Here is a 25,113-nt window from a genome sequence, read left to right as displayed (position 1 = left end):
CAAACCGAAGCGATTTGCAAGAAAATAAAAATCCTTTGACACTGTGAAAGAAAAATTTCTTGATGAGACATCGCAGGGATTTTCGATGTCGCAGACTCTCCGCCAGAGATTGCAGGCTTGCCTCGCCAACGGCTCCAGGGCCGACAAGGCGCTGGCGAGCTACATGCTGGCGCAGATGCCGAGCCTGCCCTTCGAGACCGCGGCCAGCCTGGCGGAGAAGGTGTCGCTCAGCGAGCCGACGGTCGGGCGCTTCTGCCGGACGCTCGGCTACAAAAGCCTGAAGGACCTCAAGTCGAGCCTCGCCGAGGAGATCGGCGACAGGCCCTGGCTGATCAGCGACCGGCTGCGGGATTTCCAGCAGCGCAGCCTCGCAGGCGACGACCAGCTCGCGCGCAGCCTGCAGCTCGAGATCGCCGGCCTCGTCAGGCTCTACGAACTCGCCCAGAGCGAGGAATGGAAGCGCGTGGCGCGCCGGCTGGCGACCTCGCCGTCGGTCTACGTCACCGGCTTTCAGACCGAGCGCGGGCTCGCGCAGTATCTCGCCAATCAGCTCCAATACCTGCGCGACGGCGTGCATCTGGTCGACCTCGCCGCCGGCAATTTCTCGGAGTTGCTGCTCTCCGGCGAGGCTGGTCGCTGCCTCGTCATCTTCGAGGCGCGGCGCTACTCGCGCATGGCCAAGCTACTGGCGCAGGAAGCGAAGGCCGCAGGCATCGCGACCACCCTCGTCACCGATTCCTTTTGCGACTGGGGGCGCGAACTGGTCGACGAGATGCTGGTCGTCTCGACCGAGTTCAACCTGTTCTGGGACTCGACCGCCCATATGGCGAGCCTGAGCAATCTCATGATCAACGCCGTCTTCGTCGAGCTCGGCCCGCAGGTCGAGCAACGGCTGAACCGCATGGCGGAACTCTACGGCCGCTTCACCGGCCATGTCGGCGACAACTCCGGCCCGCTCGGCTGACGGTCGCTGCCATCCACGCCTTCGCAGCATCTCGAAACAAAAGGGGAAACGGGATGAAGACGATGATGAAAGGGAGCCTGCTGGCACTGGGTCTCGCCACCCTCGCCGCAACCGCGGCGCCGGCACAGGAGGCGACGTTCGTGATGACCGCGCGTCTCGTCGGCGCGCCGACCTACAACCCGACCAAGGCGACCAAGCTCAACACGGCGACGACGCTGATCTTCGACCGTCTCGTCGTGCAGGACGCGGACCAGAGCTTCCATGGCCAGCTCGCATCCTCATGGGAATCGAGCCCCGACGGCATGCAGTGGACCTTCAAGCTGAAGCCCGGCGTGAAATTCCATAATGGCGAGCCGTTCAACGCCAAGACGATCGAGTGGTGGGTGCCGCAGTTCAAGGGCACCGAGAACGCCTTCACCGTCGAGGCGATCGAGCGCGTCGAGGTCGTCGACGACCTGACCGTGCGCTTCCATATGAAGCACCCGGATCCAAACCTGCTGTTCAACCTCGCCACATCGTTCATGTGCGTTCCCGAGCCGAAGGCCTTCGAGGCGCTCGGCGACAAGTTCGGCGTGACGGAGGCGATCGGCACCGGCCCCTACAAGATGCAGCAATTCACCGTCGGCCAGCAGACCGTTCTGGTCCGCAATGACGACTACGCCTGGGCTTCCGACCTGTCGGCCAACAAGGGGCCCGCCAAGTTCAAGAAGCTGACCTTCCGCGAGATCGGGGAGGAATCGACGGCCTATCTCGAGCTGAAGACGGGCGGCGCCGACATGCTGGTCAACGTCCCGACCGACTTCCTGCCGCGCATCCAGGCCGACAAGGCGGTGAAGCTCGTGACCATTCCCGGCAACGAGCTGGTCTACATGCCGATCAACACCAGCGTAGAGCCGTTCACCGACATCAAGGTGCGCGAGGGGACCGCCTTCGCCGTCAACCAGAAGGAAATCCTGAACAGCCTTTACGGCGGCAACGGCGCGGCAGCGGACACCTTCCTGATTTCCTCGCTCAAGGAGTCGCAGGTCGATCCGAAGGCCAGGATCTCCTACGACCCGGAGCGCTCGAAGAAGCTGTTCGATGAAGCCGGCTGGAAGGCAGGCCCCGACGGTATCCGCGTCAAGGACGGCAAGCGCCTCGAGGTGAAGCTGTGGACCCAGAACGGCACGGAGTTCAAGCGCCTCGTCGAGATCGTCCAGGCCCAGCTCAAGGCCGTCGGCATGCAGGCTGATATCAGCATCGTCGATGCAGGGTCGATCAATGCCCAGTATCGCAAGAAGACCGAGCACCAGCTCGCGATCCGCTCCTATCAGTGGACCAATGCCGACATCGTCGACTGGTTCTTCGCTGCGAAGCGGGCAGGCTATCCCAACGTCTCGATGTTCAACGATCCGGAAGCGGAGCGGCTGAACGACATCGCCATGAACAAGTCGAAGACCTGGGACGAGCGCGTCGCGAACTTCACCAGGTATCATGAGTACGTGCTGTCGCAGTACCCGTTCGCACCGATCTACCAGCCGGCGCAGAGCCTCGCCTATGGCAAGCGCATCGTGATGCCGGAGAAGATCCGCGGGACCGGGCTCTACGGGCCGACGATGCTCGACATCGCTCCGGCGAACTGAGCCTAGATCGCCGCGCGTTCGATAGGACGCGATAACGGCGATCTGTCTTTCTGTTGCCGCATCGGATTCTTCCGAAAAGTGGATCCCACTTTTCGGTCCGATGCTCTAGGCCACGGCCGCACACGGGAGAGATCCTTGCTGCGCTTTGCGATCCGCCGGCTCGCCATGCTGGTGCCGGTGTTCCTCGCCGTCTCGCTGGTGATCTTCATGATCATCCATCTCGTGCCGGGCGACCCGCTGGAGCATCTGATCCAGGTCGGCTCGTCGCCCGAGCAGCGAGCGCAGATGATCGCCCGCTACGGCCTCGACCAGCCGCTCCTCGTCCAGTACGGGCGCTGGCTCGCCAAGATCGTCACCGGCGATCTTGGCGACGCCATCGTGATGCGCCAGCCCGTCGCGCGGCTGATCGCGGAGAACATGCCGCACAGCCTCGCGCTCGGCGGCACGGCTCTCCTCTTCTCGACGACGGTCGGGATCGTAACCGGCGTGCTCGCCGCCTCCTTCCGCGACAGCCTGTTCGACCGGACCGTGATGGGCTTCATCCTGCTCGGCTCGACGCTGCCGAGCTTCTGGCTGGCGCTCTTGATGATCCTGATGTTCGCCGTGCAGTTCGAGTGGTTTCCGGTCTCGGGCGCGCGCAGCTGGGATGCGCTGGTCCTGCCGGCGCTGACCATCGGCATCGGCGGCACCGCGCTGATCGCCCGCGTGACCCGCGCAGCGATGATCGAGATCGCCGGCCGCGACTTCGTGCGCGTGCTTCAGGCCAAGGGCGTACCGTTCTGGCGCATCCAGCTCCGCCATGTGCTCCAGCAGGCGATGCTGCCGGTGATGACCATTCTCGGCCTGCGGATCGGCTGGATTCTCGGCGGCGCCGTCACCGTGGAATACGTTTTCGCCCGGCCGGGCCTGGGCTCCCTGCTGATCACGGCGCTCGGGCAGCGCGATTATCCGCTGGTGCAGGGCTGCCTGCTGATGCTCGCCATAGCGGTGATGCTCGGCACGCTGCTCGGCGACCTGGCCCAGGCGGCACTCGATCCGCGCCTGCGCGAAGCCATGGGTGCAAGATGATGGGTGCAAGATGAGCCGTCCGTCCCTTGCAGGCCGCCTGGCCCGTTCGCCGCGCGGCGCCATCTGCGCGCTGTTCCTACTCGCGCTCGTGCTCTGCGCGATCTTCGCGCCCTGGATCGCGCCCTATGACTATGCCGCGCAGAAACTCTCCATCGCCAACACGCCACCCTCGGCAGCGCATTGGCTCGGCACGGATGAGTTCGGGCGCGATCTGCTCTCACGCATCATCCGGGGCGCACGCACCTCGCTCAGCGTCAGTGTGCTCTCCATCGCACTCTCGGTGATCGCAGGCGCGACGCTCGGCGCCGCAGCCGGTTATTTCGGCGGCGTCTTCGACCGGGTCGTCACCGTCATCGTCGACCTGACCTGGTCCTTCCCGGAAATCCTCCTGGCACTGATCCTGATCGCGATCCTCGGGCCGGGGCTGCATTCCACCGCGATCGCCATCGCCATTGCCTATCTCGCGCAATTCACCCGGCTGACGCGGGCGCAGGTGATGGCGCTCCGGGGCGAACTCTTCGTCGATGCGGCGGTGACGGCTGGCGCGGGGCCTGGGCGCGTGCTGTTCGCCCATCTTCTGCCCAACGCGATGACGCCTGTCATCGTCGCCGGGATGCTCGCGACGGGCGATGCCATCGTACTCGAGGCGACGCTCGGCTTCTTCGGGCTCGGCGCGCAGCCGCCGGTCCCGAGCTGGGGGGCGATGATGAGTTCCGGTACGGCGCAGATCTTCATCGCGCCCTGGATCATCATCTTCCCCGGCCTCGTGATCGCCACCACCGTCATCGCCATCAACCTGTTCGGCGACGCGCTGATCGAGGCGCTCGATATCCGCCGGCCGCTGCGCGACGGCTGACGACCACCATCGGACAGAAACAAGAGAGAACCGCAGGGAACGCCATGACCTTCACCGTGCTGACCGCCGAGTTCTCGCATGAGAGCAACACCTTCAGCCGCTGCCCGGCCGATTATGCCGCCTTCACGGATCGCGGCATCCGGCTTGGCGACGAGGCGATCACGGAGCGTGGGAAGGCGAATACCCCGATCGCCGGATTCCTCGACATCGGCCGCCCGGCCGGCTGGCGAGTGATCCATGCGATCAGCGCCGCAGCCCAGCCCTCGGGCCCGGTGACGCGCGATGCCTTCGATCGCATCGCCGACGTGATCGTCGAAGCGGCCAGGGCCCATGCCGGGACGATCGACGGCGTGCTGCTCGGCCTGCACGGCGCAATGGTGACGGAGTTCTGCGAGGATGGCGAAGGCGAATTGCTGGAGCGGCTGCGCGCTGTTCTCGGCCCCGACGTGCCGATCGGCATCACGCTCGATCCCCATGCCAACGTCACCCGGAAGATGACCGAGCTGGCTGATATCGTCGTCTCCTACAAGACCTATCCACATGTCGACGTCCGCGAGACCGGGCGGCTGGCCGCCGACATCATGCAGCGCACGATGGCGGGGGAGATCAGGCCGGTGACCTTGCGTGCCGAGCGGCCGATGCTGGAGGAGGTCAATGGCGGGCGCACCGATATCGGCCCGATGGTCGAGCGCATCGCCAAGGCAAAGGCCTACGAGAAGCAGACGGATGTCTTCGCCGTCAGCGTCAATGGCGGCTTCGGCAATGCCGATATCGAAGAGGTCGGCCCGACCGTCCTCGTGACCTGCCAGGGCGATCTCGACCGGCATCGCGGCTTCGCCGAGGCGCTGGTCGACGACATGTGGCAGCGCCGCTTCGAGATGGTGACGCCCTTCCTCCCGGTGGACGATGCCGTCGCGGAGGCTGCCGCCTATGTCGCGACATCGGGCCCGCTGATCATCGCGGACTATGCCGACAATCCCGGCGGCGGGGGCTATGGCGATGCGACAGGGCTGCTCGAAGGCATGATCGCGGCCGATCTCAAGGATGCCTGCTTCGGCCCGATCGTCGATCCGGAGACTGCTGCCGAACTGCACCGGGCACAGCCAGGCACGGCAGTGTCCGTCAGGCTCGGCGGCAAGGTCGATCCCGAGATCGGCGGCGGGCCGCTTTCCGTCACCGGCACGCTCGTCAGCCTGAGCGACGGTGACTATGTCGGGGACGGGCCGATGATGGGCGGGCTGCACGCGAGTTGGGGGCCCTGCGCCGTGCTGCGCGTCGGCGACATTGAAATCCTCGTCACCACGATCCGCGCGCAGATGAACGACCTGCAGCAGTTCCGCGCCTTCGGTATCGACCCTGCGGCCAAGCGCATCGTCGGGCTGAAGTCGATGCAGCATTTCCGGGCCGCCTTCGAGCCGATCGCCGGCAAGGTGATCGTCTGCGACAGCGGCGCGCTCTGCACGCCGGACCTGACCAAGCTGCCCTATCGCCGCGCCCGCCGGCCGATCTTCCCGCTTGATAAATGACAGCGGAAGTCAGCTCGGGGGGCGTGCATATTCCGCCGTTACCGCACCGAGTGCCCGACAGCTCAGCGGGCGCGCAACCCCCGTACGACATTAATTGCTCGCATGAGAGCGGTTAAAGCGGCCCCTGTGGCGATGATCCAGAGAGCGATAACCAGCACCTCGTTGTGGCCGCGCCAAAGCGGCTCCAACAGTGACAGGAGGGCCGCCATGGTGATCACCGCCATACGGTGCTGCTTGGCCATCGGGCCGGAGAAATCGGCCGGCAGCCCGCAGGCGCGACCGAGTTCACGCGTGTAAGCGGTCAGGACTGCAAAACCGGCAGCCGCCCAACCCAAGGCTGGAATGCCAACCCCGTAACCGGCGCCGACGAGAATCAGGATATCGGCAACGCGATCGGGGAACTCGTTCCAGAACGGCCCATCGGGCGCCTGCTTACCCCCTTCGATCGCCACCATTCCGTCGAACAGGTTGCAGAGCAGCCTGAACTGGCAGAACAGCGCGGCCGTCAGAAGAAGGACCACGCGGATGCCTGCCCCGGCCGTACCCGCCTGCCAGAACGCCACGCCGGCGAAGGCGGCCATGACCATGCTCGCCATCGAGATCTGGTTCGGCGTCACGGCAGCGGCGCTCAGCCTGCGGGCGATGGCGCGGGCCCAGCCGGAATCGCGGCTGGCGAGCGGGCGTCGATTCTCGTCCTTCGCCATGGTTCAGGCCTTCCGGATGCGCCAGAGCGAATAATTGTAGAGCGCGGCGTAGCTCGTCGCGACGGTGAGCGGCACGGCGATGGTGCGGATGATCTCGGGCGTGCCGCCGATCGTGTGGAGGATCGTCAGCAGGCTCGCCGAGACGAGGCCGGCGATCACCGGCGGCGCCAGCAATGCGGCCACGCCGGAGAAGCGGCTGGCGAGATATTCGATGCAGCGCTTCAGGACCAGCGTGATCGAAGCCGAGATCGCGCCCTGCAACAGGCCCGCATGGAGCGGTGCCGGCATTGGATGGGCGCGGTTGGCAAAGGCCGCCCAGCTACCCATCGCGACGAAAGCGAAGGCGACATGGACGACGCTGCTGCGCATCAGGCGTGCGAGCGGCCGGGTCATACGGCCGACCATCCGTAGCGGACCAGATGGAAGAAGATCGGAGCGGAGAAAACAACGGAATCGAGCCGGTCGATGAAGCCGCCATGGCCGGCGATCAGATGGCCCCAATCCTTGACGCCGCGATCGCGCTTGATCGCCGACATGACGAGCCCGCCGAAGAAGCCCAGGAGGACGATGACCAGCGAGAGAAAGGCGGCCTGGAGCGGCGTGAACGGCGTCATCCAGGACAGGCCGGCGCCGACGGCGGTGGCGCTGAGCGCGCCGCCGACGAAACCCTCGACCGTCTTCGAGGGCGAGAGCTTCGGCGCGATCTTGGTGCGGCCGAGCAGCTTGCCCCAGACATATTGCAGGACGTCGCTGATCTGCACGACGATGACGAGGAAGGCGATCAGCAGGACGTTGCGGCCCTGGTAGCCGGCGATGTCGAGGCTCAGCAGCGCCGGCACATGCGAGGTGCTGAAGACGCAGATCATCAGTGCCCACTGCACTTCGGCGATGCGCATGAGGAAATGGTCAGTGTCGCCGCGCAAGGCGGCGATGATCGGCATGAGCAGGAAGGCGTAGACGGGGATGAAGATCGAGTAGAGCCCGTACCACTCGATCCAGATCAGGTAGTACTGCACCGGCAGCACGATGAAGAAGGCCGCCGCCAGCGCCCAGTGGTCCGCCCGGCGCGTATCGGTCAGCGTAATGAACTCACGCAGGGCTGCGAAGGAGCAGAACGCGAAGAGCAGCGTTACGCCGGTCTTGCCGCCGATCAGCGCCAGTCCCATCAGCACGACCATCACCCACCAGGCCCGGATGCGGTCGTTCAGGTTCTCCACCACAGCATGCGAACCGTCGGGCGACAGCCTGCGCTGCAGCACGTAGCCGACGACGGAAGCCAGGATCAGGACGACGAGCAGGCCGGCCAGCACAGCGACCAGATCGGGATGCGGCATGGTCATGACATGTTCGACTTCGGTGACAGGGCGAGCAGGGCCGCCTCCGACCTGGCCAGGAAATCCTGCTTCGTCTCCGCTTCGGCAAGCCGGAGCGGCGCGCCGAAAGTGACGGTGCAGATCAGCGGGATGGGCACGAACTCGCCCTTCGGCATGACCCGGTTGAGGTTGTCGATCCAGGTCGGCACGAGGGCGACGTTCGGACGCGCCTTCGCAAGATGGAACAGGCCACTTTTGAACGGCAGGAGCGGAGCCTGCGTCATATTTCGCGTGCCTTCGGGGAAGACGATCAGGGACGAGCCGGCATCCAGCGCTTCTGTCATCTGGACGATCGGATCACGTGTCCGGCTGGCGCGATCGCGATCGATCAAAACCGCGTTGAAGACATCACAACCGATGAAGCGCCTCATGCGGCTTTTCAGCCAGTAATCGCTGCCCGCGACTGGCCTGGTCGCAAATCGCATCCGACGCGGCAAAACGGTCCAGATCAGGACGAAGTCGCCATGGCTCGCATGATTGGCGTAATAGATCTGCTGCTCGGCTGCCGGGGCCACGCCTTCCCACCGCCCACGGACAGCAGTCAGGAAGCGGGCAAAGAACAGGATCAGCGTGCCCGCCAATCTGATCAACGCTCCCCGCATATCCCCGCCCCGCTTGTCGCCCATCGCTGAGGTAGCGTTCAATTCCGACGCTGTCGATATTGTTTTGGAGTCCGAAATTGGTTTCGGAGAGCTGGATCAACGCCGCGAACATCCGCATTCGCGGGGATGGTTGTTCCTCCGGTCTATGGCCCAGATCGTCAAGATGAGACTGAAATTGAGGCTGTCCGGCCCGTAAGCGGCGATAGAGAATCTGAACCGAACCTTCGGCGCGGCAGTGCCATTACCCAATATCTTCTGATCTTTCGGCAACTGTTCACATTGAATTCACCGCCAGGGAATCGCGTTGCACATGTCGTGCTTGCCGGCCCCAGTGAGATTATTCCGAAGCCGCACCCGGATAGCACCATTTCCGAATATCGAGTGGCGTCCGGAGCACGGGCTCTCCAGCAGGTGAGCGTCACAATTCCGGTTGCTCCGGCCCAGCGTCAGATGAGCCAGAGCTGAAAACTGCCCATCCGCCTTTACACGACTCCGCGAGCCATGTTGAAGGGCCTTCAAACCGAGTCCTTCGGCACCCCTGTAACGGTGCCGGCAGGCGATCAGAAGGAGTGCCCGCATGGTCAAGGAATTCACCGGCAAGCGAGTGATCGTGATGGGCGGCAGCCGCGGCATCGGGCGCTCCATCGCGCTGAGATTCGCGGCCGGCGGCGCATCCGTCTCGATCTGTGCGCGGGGCGCCGGACCGCTCGAGGCGACACGCCGGGAAATCGAAGCGCTCGGCGTCACGGCTCACGGGGCCAGCGTCGATCTCGCCGACGCAAGCGCGATCGAGGCCTATGTGCCCGAGGCGGTGAAGGCTCTTGGCGGGCTGGACGTCCTCGTCAACAACGCCTCCGGCTTCGGCCATTCGGACGACGAGGAAGGCTGGGCCGCCTCGCTCAACGTCGACATGATGGCTATTGTCCGGGGCAGCCATGCGGCGATCCCCCATATGAAGCCGGGTTCGTCGATCGTGAACATCTCTTCGATCTCGGCCCTGCGGGCCTCATCGCGTGCGGCGCCCTACGGCGCCATCAAAGCGGCAGTGATGCATTATACCGCGAGCCAGGCGAAGATGCTGTCGCGGAAGGGCATCCGGGTGAACGGGGTCGCGCCCGGTTCGATCGAGTTCCCGGGCGGCTCGTGGGAGGATCGGAAGACGTCGAATCCCGAACTCTATCAAGCGACGTTGGCCAGCATCCCCTTCGGCCGGATGGGCAAGCCCGAGGAAGTTGCCGAGGTCGTGCTCTTCCTCGCTTCCGACAAGGCCAGCTGGGTCACCGCCCAGACCATCGTCGTCGACGGCGGGCAACTCGTAGGACCCTGATCTCGGTTCGTCGACGCAGCGGTAATGGCTCCGTCGCGAACACGCCGGTTGCATTTGCTCGGCAGAAGCTGCGGATCAGGCAGGTGCTGATCGATGGCCACAAGCGAAGTTTCATGGCGCATAGGCCGGGAAGCTTCCCGCCGGCGGGCGGGCTTCCTGTAGCCCTCGCATGTCATGACGGCGGCGGTCACGCTGCATCGATGGCGTGTCCCATTCGCTTGGCGAACGCGCATCGCCGTTCCATTCGCTGCCGGGAGCGAAGCGGCTTCCGGCCAGATTTCCTGTGTGAAGGAAAGTCTCGAAAAATGATCACTGGCGCGCTTTTGACCGGCTGCGTCAGGGCCTGAGTCTACCCTTGAGGCAACGCGACCTTGATGTGGCCGCAGCATTAGGAGATCGTGGCATCTCCTTTGGCAGCAACGAGCTTTGTCCTTGAGCGCGACCTCCTCCCAGTCCTCCGTGCACTATGAGCCCGACGAACAGGTCGAGCGCATCAAGGCAGAGGTGGTGCGCAAGCTCACCTATTCGCTCGGGAAGAACCCGGCTGTCGCTCAACCGCATGACTGGCTGACGGCGGGTATCCTCGCCGCACGCGACCATGTCGTCGACGTCTGGCAGAATTCGACGAAGGAGAGCTACGCCACCGGGCGCAAGCGGGTCTACTACCTCTCGCTGGAGTTCCTGATCGGCCGATCGCTCGCCGACACGCTGAACAATCTCGGGCTGACCGGCGCGATGGCGCAGGCCATGCACGAGTTGGGCGTCGACCTCAACGACATCGAAACCATCGAGCCCGATGCCGCCCTGGGCAATGGCGGCCTCGGCCGGCTCGCCGCCTGCTACATGGAGGCGATGGCGTCGACCGGCGTCGCCGCGCTCGGCTACGGCATCCGGTACGACCACGGCCTGTTCAAGCAGCGCATCGACGGCGGCAAGCAAGTCGAAGTGCCCGAAGACTGGCTCTCCTTCCGCAACCCGTGGGAGTTCGAACGGCGCGAGAGCGCCTACAAGATCGGCTTCGGCGGTTCGGTCACCGGCACTGCCAAGCCCGGCGAGGTCTTCTGGGCTCCGGAAGAAACGGTCTTCGCCGTCGCCTACGACACGCCGATCGTCGGCTGGCGCGGCCGGGACGCCACCACTCTGCGGCTGTGGCGCGCCCGCGCGATGCACCCGCTTTCGCTCGACGCCTTCAACCAGGGCGACCTGATCGGCGCCGTGGCGGAGCGGAACCGCGCCGAGGCCATCTCGAAGGTGCTCTATCCAAACGATTCCACGCCGGTCGGCCAGGAATTGCGGTTGCGGCAGGAGTTCTTCTTCACCTCCGCATCGTTGCAGGACCTCGTCCGGCGGCATTATCGACAGTTCGGCAAGCTGGACGATCTCGCCGAGAAGGCGTCGATCCAGCTCAACGACACGCACCCTGCGCTCGCCGTGGCGGAGCTGATGCGGCTGCTGATCGATCAGCACAAGATGGAATGGGAGCAGGCCTGGGCAGTCACGAACGCCACGATTTCCTACACCAACCACACGCTCCTGCCGGAGGCCCTGGAGACCTGGCCGGTGGCGCTGATGGAGCGGCTGCTGCCGCGCCACATGCAGATCATCTTCGGTATCAACGCCCGCTTCCTCGACAGCGTGCGCCGCGACGCGCCCGAGGCCGATCTCGCGTCGCTTTCGCTGATCGACGAGCACCACGGCCGCCGCGTGCGCATGGCCCATCTCGCCTTCGTCGGCTCGCACAAGGTCAACGGCGTCTCGGCACTGCATTCCAGCCTGATGAAGGAGACGGTCTTCGCGCCGCTCAACAATGTCTTTCCGGATCGCATCACCAACGTCACCAACGGGATCACGCCGCGCCGCTGGCTGTTCGGCGCCAACCCCGGATTGACTAAGCTGCTTGAAGAGACGTGCGGAGAAGCGGTCACCGACGATATCGGCCTCATCCGCCGGTTCGGCGCCCATGCGGGCGACAAGGCCGTCCATGAGCGCCTCATCGCGATTCGCCGCGAGAACAAGCTGAAGCTGGCCAAGATCATCCGCCAGGATTGCGGGGTCACGGTCGATCCCGATGCGCTATTCGACGTCCAGATCAAGCGCATCCACGAATACAAGCGCCAGCTGCTCAACATCCTCGAGACGATCGCGCTTTACGATGCGATCCGCTCCGAGCCCTATCGAGACTGGGCGCCGCGCGTGAAGATCTTCGCCGGCAAGGCGGCGTCGAACTACGCCACCGCCAAGTCGATCATCAACCTGATCAACGACGTCGCCGCCGTGGTGAACAACGACATCACCACGCGCGACCGACTCAAGGTCGTCTTCCTGCCGAACTACAACGTCAGCCTGGCCGAGATGATCATTCCGGCCGCCGACCTCTCGGAGCAGATCTCCACCGCCGGCATGGAGGCCTCCGGCACCGGCAACATGAAGTTCGCGCTGAACGGCGCCGTCACCATCGGCACGCTCGACGGCGCCAATATCGAGATCGGCGAGCGCGTCGGCGAAGACAACATCGTCATCTTCGGCATGACGGCGGAACAGGTCGAAGCCGCCAAGCGCAACCCGCGCCCAACGGGCGATGTCATCCGGGAGGCACCGCACCTCGAAGGCGTGCTGGATGCCGTCGCCAGCGGCGCCTATTCGCCGCGCGATCGCGACCGCTATCTCGGCCTCGTCGACGGCCTGCGCGCCAATGACTGGTTCATGGTGCTGAACGACTTCGAGAGCTACCGCCAGGCACAGAGACGGGTCGATGCGCTCTGGGGCGATCCCGCGCAATGGTGGCGCATGGCGGTGACCAACACGGCCCATTGCGCCTGGTTCAGCGCCGACCGCGCCATCCGCGAATATGCCGACCGGATCTGGAACGTGCCGGCCGGCTACGCTCCCAAGGGCTGACATCTTGGCAGGACATCGCCCGTTCGAGCCTACACGACGTACGCAACGTCTCGTGCTCCGATGACCCGCTGGTCCGTCGTCCCCTGCGCCTGCCCGGCGGAGCTGGGAGCGACGCCGACGCGGGATGGCGTGGCTTTCGCCGTCTTCTCCCGGCATGGCGAGCGCGTGCATCTATGCCTGTTCGACGAGGACGGCGAAACGGAGGTCGCGCGGCAGCCCCTGCCAGTCCGCAGCGGCGACATCCATCATGGCTTCGTGCCGGGCGCGCGGCCGGGATTGCGCTATGGCTTGCGGGTCGAGGGCCCCTGGCAGCCCGAGCAAGGCCATCGCTTCGATGCATCGAAGCTGCTCGTCGACCCTTATGCGAGATCGGTCGACCGCCAGTTTCGGTGGGACCCGCGCCTTGCGCAACGCGGCGTGGATTCGGCCGGGCTCCTTCCCCTGGGCATCGTCACGGCGCACGAGGCTGCGCAGATCGTCGCGCCGCGATCGCCGGGTTTCATCTATGAGCTGTCCGTCAGGGCCTTCAGCATGCGCCAGCCCGCCGTGCCGGAGGCGCTACGCGGCACGCTGGCGGCGCTGACCGAGCCGGCACTGATCGCGCATCTCAAGAAGCTCGGCGTCAGCCATGTCGAGTTGATGCCCGTTGTTGCCTGGATGGATGAGCGGCACCTGCCGCCCCTCGGACTGCGCAACGCCTGGGGCTACAACCCCGTCAATTTCTTCGCGCTCGATCCGCGATTGGCTCCGAACGGGGGGGCCGATCTGGCAGCGCTGTGCGCGACCTATGACCGCGCCGGCATCGGCGTGATCCTGGACGTCGTCTTCAACCACACGGCCGAGAGCGACGAACACGGCGCCACCATCTCGCTGCGCGGCCTCGATACCGCGGTGTATTATCGCCACGCCGAGGACGATCCCGGCCGGCTGATCAACGACACAGGCTGCGGCCACACCATCGCGCTCGATAGCGCGCCGGTCGTGCGCCTGGCCCTGGACGCGCTGCGCCATTGGCGCCGCCTCGGCGTCTCCGGCTTCCGCTTCGATCTCGGCACAGTGCTTGGCCGCACCGCCACGGGCTTCTCGCCGGAAGCGCCCTTCTTCTCCGCCCTCCTCCAGGACCCGGACCTCTCGCAGTCGATCCTGATCGCCGAGCCCTGGGACATCGGGCCTGGCGGCTATCGCCTGGGCGAATTCCCCGCCCCCTTCGCCGAATGGAACGGCCGCTATCGCGACGATGTCCGCCGCTTCTGGCGTGGCGACAGCGGCATGGCCGGCGCGTTGGCGACGCGGCTTGCCGGCTCCTCCGACCTCTTCGCCGCCCGCCATCGCGGCCCGCAGGCGAGCGTCAACTTCGTCACGGCCCATGACGGCTTCACCCTCGCCGATCTCGTCAGCTACGCCGCCAAGCACAACGAGGCGAACGGCGAAGGCAATCGGGACGGCGACAATGACAGCCACAGCTGGAACGACGGCGTCGAAGGTCCAAGCGGCGATCCCGCAATCGAGGCGACGCGGCGACGCGACGCCCGCGCCCTGCTGGCGACGCTTTTCCTATCGCGTGGCGTCCCGATGCTGACGGCCGGCGATGAATTCGGACGGACCCAACGCGGCAACAACAATGCCTATGCCCAGGACAACGACATCACCTGGCTCGATTGGGCGTCAGTCGACGGGGCCCTGATCGACTTCGTCGCGGAACTGATGCGCCTGCGCCGTGCCCATCCCGTTCTCGGACAGCACAGCTTCCTCACCGGCAATGGCGATCCGCCCGACGGGCTCTGGCTGAAGCCGGACGGCCAGCGCGTGGCCGACGGCGAATGGTCGAAGCTGGATGCCTTCTGCCTCCAGCTCAACGACGCAGAGGAGAGCCTCCTGATCGCCATCAACCGTGGACGTGAAGCCATGCCGTTGTCGTTCTCTACGGGAGCTTGGACCAGGCTGCTCGCATCGAACGAGGGTGCAGCCGGCGAATTGCCGCCCCGCAGCGTCAGCCTCTGGCGCCGCACGGCCTAGAGCACATTGATTTTGCACGGAACCACGCCGTCATTCCGGGGCGGGCCGCAGGCCCGAGCCCGGAACCCATGAACACGACGGCCCATCCAAAAGCGCGCCGATCCGACTCGTCTTCTCGTTTGACCCCGTGTTCATGGATTCCGGACTCTTCGCTGACGCGAAGCCCCGGAATGACGCCGTGGTTCCGTCAACACTCCTGAGCTCTAGCGAACGCCGAGCATCGTCACATCAGGACGATCAGCGAGCGCGGCGACAGCGTGATCTCCTGATCGGCCTTCACCCCTTTGCGGCCTTCGTCCGAGTTAGGGCCGGTCTCTGTATCCAGCACCACTGCCCAGGAGCCCGGCTTCACCCGCGCCGGAATCTTGAACACGACCTCGCCATCGAAGGCATTGAACAGGATCAGCGCCTCGTCGCCCCCGGCCTCGACATCGGGCCTATGCATCAGCAGACCGATCGCGAGCACGCCCGGGTCATCCCAGTGCTCCTCCTGCTGGTCGCCGCCGGCCGGATTGACCCAGCGCAGCACGCAGCCGTCGCGGAAGGATGCCCGGCGGAAGATCGGATGCTCCGTCCGCAGCGCGATCACGCGCTTCACGAAGCTGGCAAGCGCCTCGTCGCGAGCGGTGATCTCGTCCCAGCGCATCCAGGCGGTGTCGTTATCCTGGGCGTAGACGTTGTTGTTGCCGCGGTTGGAATGGCTATGCTCGTCTCCGGAGAGCAGCATTGGCGTGCCGTGGGAGAGGAGCAGCGTCGCCAGCAGATTGCGCTTTTGCCGCTCGCGCACGGCAATGATGCCCTCGTCTTCTGTCGGCCCCTCGGTGCCATAGTTGAAGGACAGATTGTGGCCGTGGCCGTCCTTGTTGTCCTCGCCGTTCGGCTCGTTGTGCTTGTCGTTGTAGGAAACGAGGTCATTGAGCGTGAAGCCGTCATGCGCGGTCAGGAAGTTCACTCCGGCCCAGGGTCTGCGGCCGCGCTGATCGTAGATGTCACCAGAGCCCGTGACCCGCGCGGCGAGGTCGCGGATGATGCCTTCCTCGCCCTTCCAATAGGCCCGCACGGTATCGCGGTACTTGTCGTTCCATTCGGCCCAGCCGGGTGGGAAGCTGCCGACCTGATAGCCGCCGGGGCCGATATCCCAGGGCTCGCCGACCAGCTTGACCTTGCGCAGCACCGGGTCCTGCCCGATCGCGTCGAAGAAGCCGCCGCGCGGGTCGAAGCCATGCGGCTCGCGGCCGAGGATCGTGCCGAGATCGAAGCGGAAACCGTCGACTTCCATGACCTCGACCCAGTAGCGCAGCGAATCCATCACCATCTGCAGCACGCGCGGATGGGAAGTGTTGACCGTGTTCCCGGTGCCGGTGTCGTTGATGTAGAAGCGCGGCTCCTTCGGCATCGTCCGGTAGTAGGAGAAGTTGTCGATGCCCTTGAAGGAGAGCGTCGGCCCGAGCTCGTTGCCTTCCGCCGTATGGTTGTAGACCACGTCCAGCACGACCTCGAGCCCGGCATCGTGGAACTTGCGGACCATGTCGCGGAATGAGGACAGGCCGGCCCGGCCGAGATAGCGCGCCATCGGCGCGAAGAAGCCGATGCTATTGTAGCCCCAATAGTTCGACAGGCCCTTGGCGACGAGGTGATGGTCGTCGAGATAGGCATGCACCGGCAGAAGCTCGACCGTGGTGACGCCGAGTGCCTTGATATAGTCGATCACCGCCTTCTCGCCGAGGCCGTCGAAGGTGCCGCGCTTGTCCTCCGGCACCGCCGGGTGAAGCTGGGTGAAGCCGCGTACATGGGCCTCGTAGAAGATCGTCCGGTCCCATTCGACCGCCGGCGATGCGGGGCGCTTCGGATCGGCCTTCCAGTCCACGACCACGCATTTCGGCGTGAACGGGGCGCTGTCCAACTCGCTGAAGCTGAGGTCCCGATCCTTTCCAGCTCCGATCTCGTAGCAGTAATGCGCGTCGTTCCAGTCGAGGGCGCCTGAGAACTCCCTGGCATAGGGATCGAGCAGCAGCTTGTTGGGATTGAACCGATGCCCCTCTTCGGGCGCGAAGCGGCCATGGACGCGATAGCCATAGCGCTGCCCCGGGCCGATGCCGGGCAAGTAACCGTGAAAGACCTCGTCGGTATATTCCGGCAAGGTGATGCGTGCCGTCTCGGTCTTGCCGCTCTCGTCGAAAAGGCAGAGCTCGACCCGTTCGGCATGGGCCGAGAACAGCGCGAAGTTGGTGCCCTCCCCGTCGCAGGTCGCCCCGAGTTCGCTGATATGCCCAGGCTTGATCTCGCTCGGATCGATGGAAGTCCGCGCCATGCCGCTCTCGCCTCATCCTTTGAGGCGGGAACGGGCAACGGCATCGCGCCACGACCCTGTCATCTCCGCCCGTCATGCTGGTCGTGAAGGCTGCAACGTCGCGCATGCCGCCCGGTTCCGGCGGAACGGTCCCGATCTTGCATAATGATTTTGCAACGCAACATGGAACTATGATGACTCCGCTGGGTTTCTCGATGGGCGACGTGCCGAGGACGTGACGATGGCCGATGTGCTGAAGCAGGCTGAGACCGAGACCGTCTCGTCCACGTCAGGCCACGCCCTCACCTATGCCCAGGCCGTCAGGCATGAACCCGCCGAAGCGCCTTCGCCTATAGCGGCTGCGACCAAACTCCTCTTCGTCACCTCCGAGATGGGGGATTTCATCAAGGCCGGCGGGCTCGGAGAGGTCTCCACGGCACTGCCGCGTCAGTTGCGCGGATTCTGCGACGTCCGCGTTCTGATCCCCGGGTTCCGCCAGGTGCGGGCTGCCAGGCCGGCCATGGACATCGTGCGGACGATGCCGCGCACGGCGAGCCTGCCGCCCTGGTCGCTCGGGCGCTTCGCCACCGCAGACGGCCTCACGATCTACGCCGTGCTCTGCGATGAACTCTATGATCGGGAAGGATCGCCCTACGGGCCTTTCGGAGGCGGGGATTTCGGCGACAACGACGTCCGTTTCGGCCGGCTATCGCTCGCAGCCGCGGAAATCGCCGCCGGTGAAGCCGACCCGAACTGGAAGCCGGACATCATCCACGTCAACGACTGGCCGTCCGCGCTCGCGGCCGGGTATCTGCGATGGAAGGGCTTGGCTACCCCGTCGATCCTGACGATCCACAACCTCGCCTATCAGGGCCTCTACCAGCCGCAGCGCATGGCCGCGCTCGGCATCCCCGACCTCGCTTTCCACGTCAACGGCGCCGAATTCCACGGCAAGATCTCGTTCCTGAAGAGCGGCATCTTCTACGGCTCCCACGTCACCACCGTCAGCGAAACCTACGCCCAGGAAATCACCACGCCGGAGCATGGCTGCGGCCTCGAAGGGCTCCTGAAGACGCGCATGGACGAGGGCCGCCTCACCGGCATCGTCAACGGCATCGACGATAGCTGGAACGCGCTGATCGAAGGCGGCAAGACCAGCGAGCAGATCATCCGGCAGTGGAAGCGGCGCAATGCCGCTGAAATCCGCAAGGTCTTTGAACTGCCCGACTCGCGCGGCCCGCTGTTCTCCATCGTCTCGCGCCTCGTCCATCAGAAGGGCATCGACCTGTCGCTGGAAGCGGCGGAGACCATCGTCAGGCAAGGCGGCCAGCTCGTCGTCACCGGCCGTGGCGAGCCGCGCATCGAGGAGGCGGTCGAGAAGCTGGCGCGACAGTATCCCCGCTCGGTCGCCGCTCGCATCGGCTTCGACGATGGCGAGGCGCGGCGCCTCTTCGCGGCGAGCGACTTCCTGCTGATGCCCTCCCGCTTCGAACCCTGTGGCCTGAGCCAGATGTACGCCCAACGCTCCGGCGCCCTGCCGATCGCCTATCGTACCGGCGGGCTCGTCGACACGATCGAGGATGGGCTTTCGGGCTTCCTGTTCTCGTCGCTGACCGGGGCGGGGCTTACCGGCGCCGTCACGCGCGCCCTCGAAGCCTATCGCTCGAAGCGCGACTTCCGGCAGATGCGCGAGCACGCGATGGCCAAGCGCTTCGACTGGCGCCGCCCCACTTTCCGCTATGCCGATGTGTACGCTCGAGCCCTGGCCGCTTGAACAGCGTGGCACGCGGCTTCTGGACGCAAAAAAGCCGCTCCCATAGAGAGCGGCTGTTGGCAGCCCGGAGAGTGCGACCGGTCGAGCCGGCGACCTCAGACTTTCTTCGTCGATGCGGCTTTGCCGGGCGCGGCTTTCGTCGCAGCGGCCTTGAGGGGCGCCTGCGCCTTCGGCTTGCCATCGGCGTCAGGCGTGACCTTGCCCTTCACAGGCGCTTTCGCTTTGGGGGCTTTGTCGACGCTCGCGGTGACGCGCTGCTCGGCCTGACGCCAATGCTCGGTATCGCGCCCCTCCGGCTTGCCCTCCGCCTCCCAGATCGCATAGGCGGTATCGCGGACGATCTGCTCCCGGCTCATCGACAATCTCCTTGCCTCAGGGCTAAAATCCGGTTGAACAACCGCAGCCAAAGCGCCCGGTTCCGGGCAGGATCTGACGAAATATGCGGCATCTTGAAGCCGGAACGCAAAGCATCTCTGCTGCGTTGCATCATGAATGATTCCCCGGCTGCGGTGGAGTCCCTCTCGCGCCGCGACAAGGGCGACTGATGCGCCAGACTTTGCCTCCCCTGCCCAGCTTGTCCTTGCATGAGGTCGATCTCCTCGAGCAGGCGCGGCATCCCGACCCCTTCGCCGTGCTCGGCCGCCACGCCTTCGAGGGCGGCCATTTCGTGCGGGCCTTCCTGCCCGGCACCAACTATGTCGAGCTCGTCACCGGAGAGGGCGACGATCGCAAATCCGTCGCCATGATCGGCCTGGGCAACAGCATATTCCAGGCCATCGCGCCGGCTGACGAGCCCTATCGGCTCCGGATTTCCTGGCCGGACGGCATCGTCGAGGCGGCCGACCCCTACGCCTTCGGCCTGCTGCTCTCGGAGGAGGACATCTACCTCTTCGCCGAGGGACGGCATTTCGATCTGTCGACCCGGCTCGGCGCCAATCCGCGCAGCTTCGACGGCGTCGACGGCGTCCTCTTCGCCGTCTGGGCGCCGAACGCCTCTCATGTCTCGGTCGTCGGCGACTTCAACGGCTGGGATGCCCGCCGTCATGCGATGCGCCGCCGCCTCGGCCCCGGCATCTGGGAACTGTTCATCCCCGGCATCGGCCCCGGCGCTGTCTACAAATATGCGATCACCGGCTCCCATGGCGAACAGCTGCCCTGGAAGGCCGATCCGCTCGGCCGGCGGCACGAGCTTCCGCCGCGCACCGGCTCGATCGTCGCAGCGGCACCCGCATTCACCTGGACGGACGCCGAATGGCTGAAGCATCGCGAAAACGCCACTCCGATGAACGAGCCACTTGCGGCCTATGAAGTCCATGTCGGCTCATGGCTGCGGACAGAATGGGGCCAGCTCGGCAGTTGGGAGGAGGCGACGGACAGGCTGATCCCCTATCTGCAGTATATGGGCTTCACCCATGTCGAATTGCTGCCGATCACGGAGCACCCGTTCGGGGGCTCATGGGGCTATCAGCCGCTCGGGCTGTTCGCGCCGACCGCCCGGCTCGGCTCTCCGGAGGATTTCGCCCGCTTCGTCGATCGCTGCCACGCCGCCGGCATCGGGGTGATCCTCGATTGGGTGCCGGCGCATTTTCCATCGGACGATCACGGCATTGCCCGTTTCGACGGCACCGCGCTCTATGAGCACGAGGACCCGCGACAGGGCTTCCACCGCGACTGGAACACGCTGATCTACAATGTCGGCCGGCGCGAGGTGCGTGGCTTCCTGATCGCCTCGGCGCTGTGGTGGCTGGAGACCTTCCATCTCGATGGCCTGCGCGTCGATGCCGTCGCGTCCATGCTCTATCGCGACTACAGCCGCCCGCCCGGCGAATGGGTGCCCAACCATCTCGGCGGACGCGAGAATTTCGAGGCGATCTCGTTCTTCCAGGAACTCAACACGCTGGTCGGCGCTCGCAGCCGCGGGGCCATCACCATCGCCGAGGAATCGACGGCATGGCCCGGCGTGACCTCTCCCGTCCACCATGGCGGGCTCGGGTTCCACTTCAAATGGAACATGGGCTGGATGCACGATACCCTGCGCTATTTCGCGCGCGATCCGATCCATCGCGGCTTTCACGGCGACGACGTCACCTTCGGGCTGATCTACGCCTTCTCCGAGAACTTCGTGCTGCCGATCTCCCATGACGAGGTCGTGCACGGCAAAGGATCGCTGCTCGGCCGCATGCCCGGCGACGATTGGCAGCGCTTCGCGAATTTGCGCCTCTGCCTTGCGCTGATGTGGACGCATCCGGGCAAGAAGCTGCTCTTCATGGGTTGCGAGTTCGGCCAGGAAGACGAGTGGAACGTCGATGCTCCCTTCCCCTGGCCCGCCGATGACGACGTCCGGCGTCGCGGTGCGATGCAGCTGATGCGCGATCTCAATGCGCTCTATCGCGCGACCCCGGCGCTCTATCGCCTGGACCACAGCCCCGATGGCTTCGACTGGGTCATCGCGGACGACAACGTCAACGCCATCTTCGCCTTCGCGCGATCTGCCGGGGACGATCGGCCGCCCCTGCTCGTCGTCTCGAACATGACGCCGGTCCCGCGCCACGATTATCGCGTCGGCGTCCCCGCTTCAGGCCTTTGGGCGGAACGGCTCAACAGCGACGCGGCCGCCTATGGCGGCTCGGACCTGGGCAATGGCGGGCAGGTTGTGGCTGAGCCCGTGGCCGCGCATGGGCAGACGCAATCATTGTCATTGACCCTGCCGCCGCTGTCTCTGGTCGTGCTGGAACATGCCGGCCCGGCGCGCAAGATCTGAGCTTCGGAGCGAGCGATGACCGACGACATCCTGCGCCAGCTCGCCATGCGCGCCGGCATCGCGCCCGAATGGACCGACCAGACCGGCACGCTGCGCCAGGTCTCGCCGGACAGCCTGCGCGCCATCCTGCTGGCGCTTGGTCTGCCCACGGCTGGCGACGAGGCCCTGCGCAACTCGCTCGCTGCCATCGAAGCCAACCCGCTCTCGGGTTCGGCGAATTTCGTGACCGCCCGTGTCGGCCGACCGGTCGACCTGCCGGTGGCAGGCGAAGCCGGCATGACTGTCGAGACGGTTCGGGAGGACGGAACGCGCCGCACCGTCACGGCCGACAGATCGGGAGATCGCCTGTCCCTGCCCGCCTTCGACGAGCCGGGCTACCACAGCATCCAGCTCGACAGCGGGACCATCACAGTTGCGGTCGCCCCGGCGCGCTGCATCACCTTCCCGGATCTGTCGGGCGGGCGCGCCGGCTGGGGGCTGGCCGCCCAGATCTATTCCCTGCGCAGCGACAATGACGGCGGCATCGGCAATTTCGCCGGGGTTGCCGCGCTCGGGCGCGCCGCCGCCGCCCAGGGCGCCGACACCTTGGCGATCAGCCCCGTCCACGCGCTCTACGGCGCCCTGCCCGCCCAGTTCAGCCCTTACTCCCCTTCGACACGGCTCTTCTACAACCCTCTTCATGCCGATCCCGTCGCGGCGCTGCCGGACGGCCTGATCCGCGATGTCATCGCGCGCCAAGGACTCGCGGAGGAGATGGAGCGGCTCTCCGGCCTCGGCCAGATCGACTGGCTTGCCGCGACCCCACTGAAACAGCGCTTCCTGCGGGGGCTGTTCGATGGGTTGCTCGGCGCTGACAGCGGCAGCGAGGCCGGCGTGGCCTTTCAGCGCTTTGCCGACGAGGCCTCCCCCTTGCTGCGCTCTCACGCGATCTTCGAGGTGCTGCACGCAGCTGAGCTGGCGCGCGACCCGACATTGCGGAGCTGGCGCGATTGGCTCCCGGGCTATCGCGACCCCGACGGTGCCGAGGTCGGTGCGTTCGCCGGGGCCCATGCGAGCGATGTGAACTACCAAATCTTCCTGCAATGGCTCACGAGCTGCTCCTACGCGGGAGCCCAGCGCGCGTGCCGGGATGCCGGCATGACGGTCGGCCTCATCGCCGATCTGGCCATCGGCATGGACGGGTCCGGCAGCCATGCCTGGAGCCGTCAGGACGAGATCCTGCACGGGCTCAGCATCGGCGCGCCGCCCGACTACTACGCCGCCGACGGCCAGAACTGGGCCTTGACCACCTTCTCCCCGCGCGGCCTCGCGGCAAGCGGCTACGCGCCTTTCATCGAAACCCTGCGCGCGAGCCTGCGCCATGTCGGCGGCATCCGCATCGACCACGTCATGGGCATGAGCCGCCTCTGGCTCATCCCCGAGGGTGCGGGCGCACTCGACGGCGCCTATGTCAGCTTTCCCTCGGAAACGCTGTTCCGGCTGATCGCGCTCGAATCCTGGCGGCACCGTGCCATCGTCATCGGGGAGGATCTGGGCACCCTGCCCTACGGCTTCCGCGACTATCTGCGCGAGCAGGGCGTCGCCGGCCTGCGCGTATTGCGCTTCGAGCGCACCGAGCATGGCTATGTCCGGCCCTGGGACTGGGATCCGCAGGCGGTCGCTTTGACGAGCACGCATGATCTCGTGCCGACTGCAGGTTGGTGGGCAGGCTCGGATATCGATCCGGCCGATGGCGCCGAACCGGAAAATGCCCGTGCATGGGAGCGCGGCGTGCTTTGGGGTGCCTTTCAGGATGCCGGACTGGCCGAGGGCGAGCGCCCTGCTCCCGATGACACCGCTCCGGTGGTGGACGCGGCGATCCGTTATATCGCCGCGACACCCTGCACGCTGAAGATCGTGCCGATAGAGGATGCGCTCGGCCTGCGCGTGCAGCCCAACGTCCCCGGCACGACGATCGAGAAGCCCAATTGGCGCCACCGGCTGGATGGCGATGCCGGGAATCTGCTCGACGACGAAGGCGTGCGCCGCAGGCTCGCCCTGCTCGGCCCTGCCCAATCCGCTTGAGGCGGAAAACGGAGGCCAGCTATCCGGGCGCTCAGCGTTGCGCCTGTGACGCTGGTAGCTGATCGATAGCGTTGCGCAGCGCGACCCTATCCAGCCCGTTTTGAGGCGCGCCGCTCAGCGCGCTGCGGTCCGCACGCCGCGTTCGTAGAGAGCCTGATCGAACAGGCCGTCGAGCGCCGGGGCCTGGGGGAAGTCGCCGAGTTCCACCTGATAGGCGAGCAGCTCCTCGGTTGCCCCGCGAATCCTGCCGGGGTCGTTGACGAAGCTCACTGCCGGCGAGGTCAGGGCTCGCGCGATCGTGCCCTCCTCGACCAGGCCGCCGCCGAGAACGGCGAGCACGAGCGGCGCCGCCTTGGCCGGCTCGCTGCGAATCTGCTCGGTCGCTCGATGGAAGAGGCCGACGAAACGCTCGGCCAGATCGGGCCGGTTCTTGAGGAGGTCGCCCGATGCCGCGACGACGACACCTGGAATGTTCGGGAACATGTCCGGCGAATTGACGATGCGCTTGATGCGCGGGTCCCGCTCGGAAACAACCGTGACCGAAGGCTCGAGCAGCGTGCCGCCATCGATGGCGCCCGTCAGCATGGCCTGTTGCACCCCCTCGATGCCCATATTGGCGATCTCGACGTCGGATCGCTCGACCTTGCCGACTTTCCAGAGCCAATGGTGAAGGGCGACCGTCGGCACGCCGCCGGGCGGCAGTGTGCCCAACTTGGCCTTGCGGCCCGTCGCAGCGTTGAAGGCGGCAAAGGCCTTGGCCGGGTCGTTGCCATTTTCGGCGAAGGCCTTGGCCAGGGTGGGACCCGCCATGAAGGCGGCACCGCCGACGGCAGCGGCAGTGATGATCGCGGTGTCGAGTCCGCGGGCGCGGGCGACGGCCACCGGAGCGACGCCGATGACCAGGATGTCGATCGTCCCGGAGGCGAAGGCCTGGATGGCGTTCGGGCCGGAGTCGAACTTGCTGAGCTTGAGGTCGAGGCCGGCATCTCGTGCCGATCCGTCTCCTGCGACGACGAACAGGGCGCTCGCTCCGATGACCGGCACATAGCCGATGCGCAGCGTCGTGCTTTGAGCGAAGCCCTGACCGATCCCGGCCACGGTACCGGCCGCCAGAGCCAGCAGAGTTCTGCGGTCGATCATATCAAGCTCCGTTCGGCGGCATGACAGACGCGGCCGAGCGGCGTTATGGCACTGCTCGGATAGAAAATACCTTCGAATTTCTGCTTGGAGAGAGATTGAAGCCTGCGTTCTGCAGTCGTGCGATGGGT

Annotated in this window: 18 protein-coding genes; 11 read left to right on the top strand and 7 right to left on the bottom strand. The window is 65.7% G+C overall.

The features are described 5' to 3' along the window. Positions 1–85: 85 nt before the first annotated feature. The 5 genes from NWE53_RS01955 (at position 86) to NWE53_RS01935 (ending at position 6,036) form a co-directional block, all read left to right on the top strand. Positions 86–964, top strand: a complete 879-nt coding sequence (locus tag NWE53_RS01955; RefSeq protein WP_265052711.1) for a MurR/RpiR family transcriptional regulator — start codon at positions 86–88, stop codon at positions 962–964. Positions 965–1,017: 53 nt separating this feature from the next. After that, complete coding sequence (locus tag NWE53_RS01950) at positions 1,018–2,586, top strand: ABC transporter substrate-binding protein (protein WP_265052710.1); 1,569 nt, start codon at positions 1,018–1,020, stop codon at positions 2,584–2,586. Between the two features lie 135 nt (positions 2,587–2,721). Then, positions 2,722–3,654, top strand: a complete 933-nt coding sequence (locus NWE53_RS01945) for an ABC transporter permease (RefSeq protein WP_265052709.1) — start codon at positions 2,722–2,724, stop codon at positions 3,652–3,654. Between the two features lie 10 nt (positions 3,655–3,664). Then, positions 3,665–4,510, top strand: a complete 846-nt coding sequence (locus tag NWE53_RS01940) for an ABC transporter permease (protein ID WP_265052708.1) — start codon at positions 3,665–3,667, stop codon at positions 4,508–4,510. 44 nt (positions 4,511–4,554) lie between these two features. After that, positions 4,555–6,036, top strand: a complete 1,482-nt coding sequence (locus NWE53_RS01935) for a M81 family metallopeptidase (RefSeq protein WP_265052707.1) — start codon at positions 4,555–4,557, stop codon at positions 6,034–6,036. Between the two features lie 62 nt (positions 6,037–6,098). On the opposite strand, the gene NWE53_RS01930 is transcribed toward NWE53_RS01935, so the two are convergent. From NWE53_RS01930 to NWE53_RS01915, 4 genes are read right to left on the bottom strand one after another with little or no spacing between them, the layout of a single operon-like run. Then, positions 6,099–6,740 carry a CDP-alcohol phosphatidyltransferase family protein gene (locus tag NWE53_RS01930; RefSeq protein ID WP_265052706.1) on the bottom strand — a complete coding sequence of 214 codons (642 nt, stop codon included), beginning with the start codon at positions 6,738–6,740 and terminating at the stop codon, positions 6,099–6,101. A gap of 3 nt (positions 6,741–6,743) precedes the next feature. Continuing rightward, positions 6,744–7,145: a hypothetical protein gene (locus NWE53_RS01925; protein WP_442864934.1), complete on the bottom strand. Its 402-nt coding sequence runs from the start codon at positions 7,143–7,145 to the stop codon at positions 6,744–6,746. Then, the gene (locus NWE53_RS01920; RefSeq protein ID WP_265052704.1) at positions 7,130–8,080 is read right to left on the bottom strand and encodes a phosphatidate cytidylyltransferase; all 951 of its coding nucleotides are present in this window, start codon (positions 8,078–8,080) and stop codon (positions 7,130–7,132) included. Before NWE53_RS01920 ends, NWE53_RS01925 begins: the two co-directional genes overlap by 16 nt. Continuing rightward, entirely contained in the window at positions 8,077–8,715 is a 639-nt protein-coding gene (locus NWE53_RS01915; RefSeq protein ID WP_265055061.1) for a lysophospholipid acyltransferase family protein, read from the bottom strand. The genes NWE53_RS01920 and NWE53_RS01915 overlap by 4 nt, the downstream gene beginning before the upstream one ends. Positions 8,716–9,292: 577 nt before the next feature. On the opposite strand from NWE53_RS01915, the gene NWE53_RS01910 reads away from it, so the two are divergent. From NWE53_RS01910 to glgX (NWE53_RS01900), 3 genes are all read left to right on the top strand, one after another. Further along, complete coding sequence (locus NWE53_RS01910) at positions 9,293–10,042, top strand: SDR family NAD(P)-dependent oxidoreductase (RefSeq protein ID WP_265052703.1); 750 nt, start codon at positions 9,293–9,295, stop codon at positions 10,040–10,042. Positions 10,043–10,468: 426 nt separating this feature from the next. Continuing rightward, positions 10,469–12,940, top strand: a complete 2,472-nt coding sequence (locus tag NWE53_RS01905) for a glycogen/starch/alpha-glucan phosphorylase (RefSeq protein ID WP_442864933.1) — start codon at positions 10,469–10,471, stop codon at positions 12,938–12,940. A gap of 60 nt (positions 12,941–13,000) precedes the next feature. Next, positions 13,001–14,956, top strand: coding sequence for a glycogen debranching protein GlgX (gene glgX, locus NWE53_RS01900; protein ID WP_265052701.1), 1,956 nt, complete (start codon positions 13,001–13,003; stop codon positions 14,954–14,956). Positions 14,957–15,179: 223 nt separating this feature from the next. Here the strand turns inward: glgX (NWE53_RS01900) and glgX (NWE53_RS01895) are convergent, their stop codons facing one another. Then, positions 15,180–17,267, bottom strand: a complete 2,088-nt coding sequence (gene glgX / locus NWE53_RS01895) for a glycogen debranching protein GlgX (RefSeq protein WP_265052700.1) — start codon at positions 17,265–17,267, stop codon at positions 15,180–15,182. A gap of 220 nt (positions 17,268–17,487) precedes the next feature. On the opposite strand from glgX (NWE53_RS01895), the gene glgA reads away from it, so the two are divergent. Next, the gene (gene glgA / locus NWE53_RS01890) at positions 17,488–19,020 is read left to right on the top strand and encodes a glycogen synthase GlgA (RefSeq protein ID WP_265052699.1); all 1,533 of its coding nucleotides are present in this window, start codon (positions 17,488–17,490) and stop codon (positions 19,018–19,020) included. Between the two features lie 95 nt (positions 19,021–19,115). On the opposite strand, the gene NWE53_RS01885 is transcribed toward glgA, so the two are convergent. Next, complete coding sequence (locus tag NWE53_RS01885; protein WP_265052698.1) at positions 19,116–19,376, bottom strand: DUF2934 domain-containing protein; 261 nt, start codon at positions 19,374–19,376, stop codon at positions 19,116–19,118. 188 nt (positions 19,377–19,564) lie between these two features. On the opposite strand from NWE53_RS01885, the gene glgB reads away from it, so the two are divergent. After that, a complete protein-coding gene (gene glgB / locus NWE53_RS01880; RefSeq protein WP_265052697.1) occupies positions 19,565–21,781 on the top strand; it encodes a 1,4-alpha-glucan branching protein GlgB in 2,217 nt (738 codons plus the stop codon). Positions 21,782–21,796: 15 nt separating this feature from the next. After that, positions 21,797–23,845: a 4-alpha-glucanotransferase gene (gene malQ, locus NWE53_RS01875; RefSeq protein ID WP_265052696.1), complete on the top strand. Its 2,049-nt coding sequence runs from the start codon at positions 21,797–21,799 to the stop codon at positions 23,843–23,845. A gap of 114 nt (positions 23,846–23,959) precedes the next feature. Here malQ and NWE53_RS01870 read toward each other — a convergent pair whose 3' ends face one another. After that, on the bottom strand, positions 23,960–24,985 hold the full coding sequence (locus NWE53_RS01870; protein WP_265052695.1) for an ABC transporter substrate-binding protein: 1,026 nt from the start codon (positions 24,983–24,985) through the stop codon (positions 23,960–23,962). Between the last annotated feature and the right edge of the window lie 128 nt (positions 24,986–25,113).

Origin of the sequence: Bosea sp. NBC_00550 (assembly GCF_026020075.1) — a bacterium.
Taxonomy (GTDB): domain Bacteria; phylum Pseudomonadota; class Alphaproteobacteria; order Rhizobiales; family Beijerinckiaceae; genus Allobosea.
The sequence above is the reverse complement of the archived record's forward strand: the minus strand, read 5'-3'. Positions and strand labels throughout refer to the sequence as shown.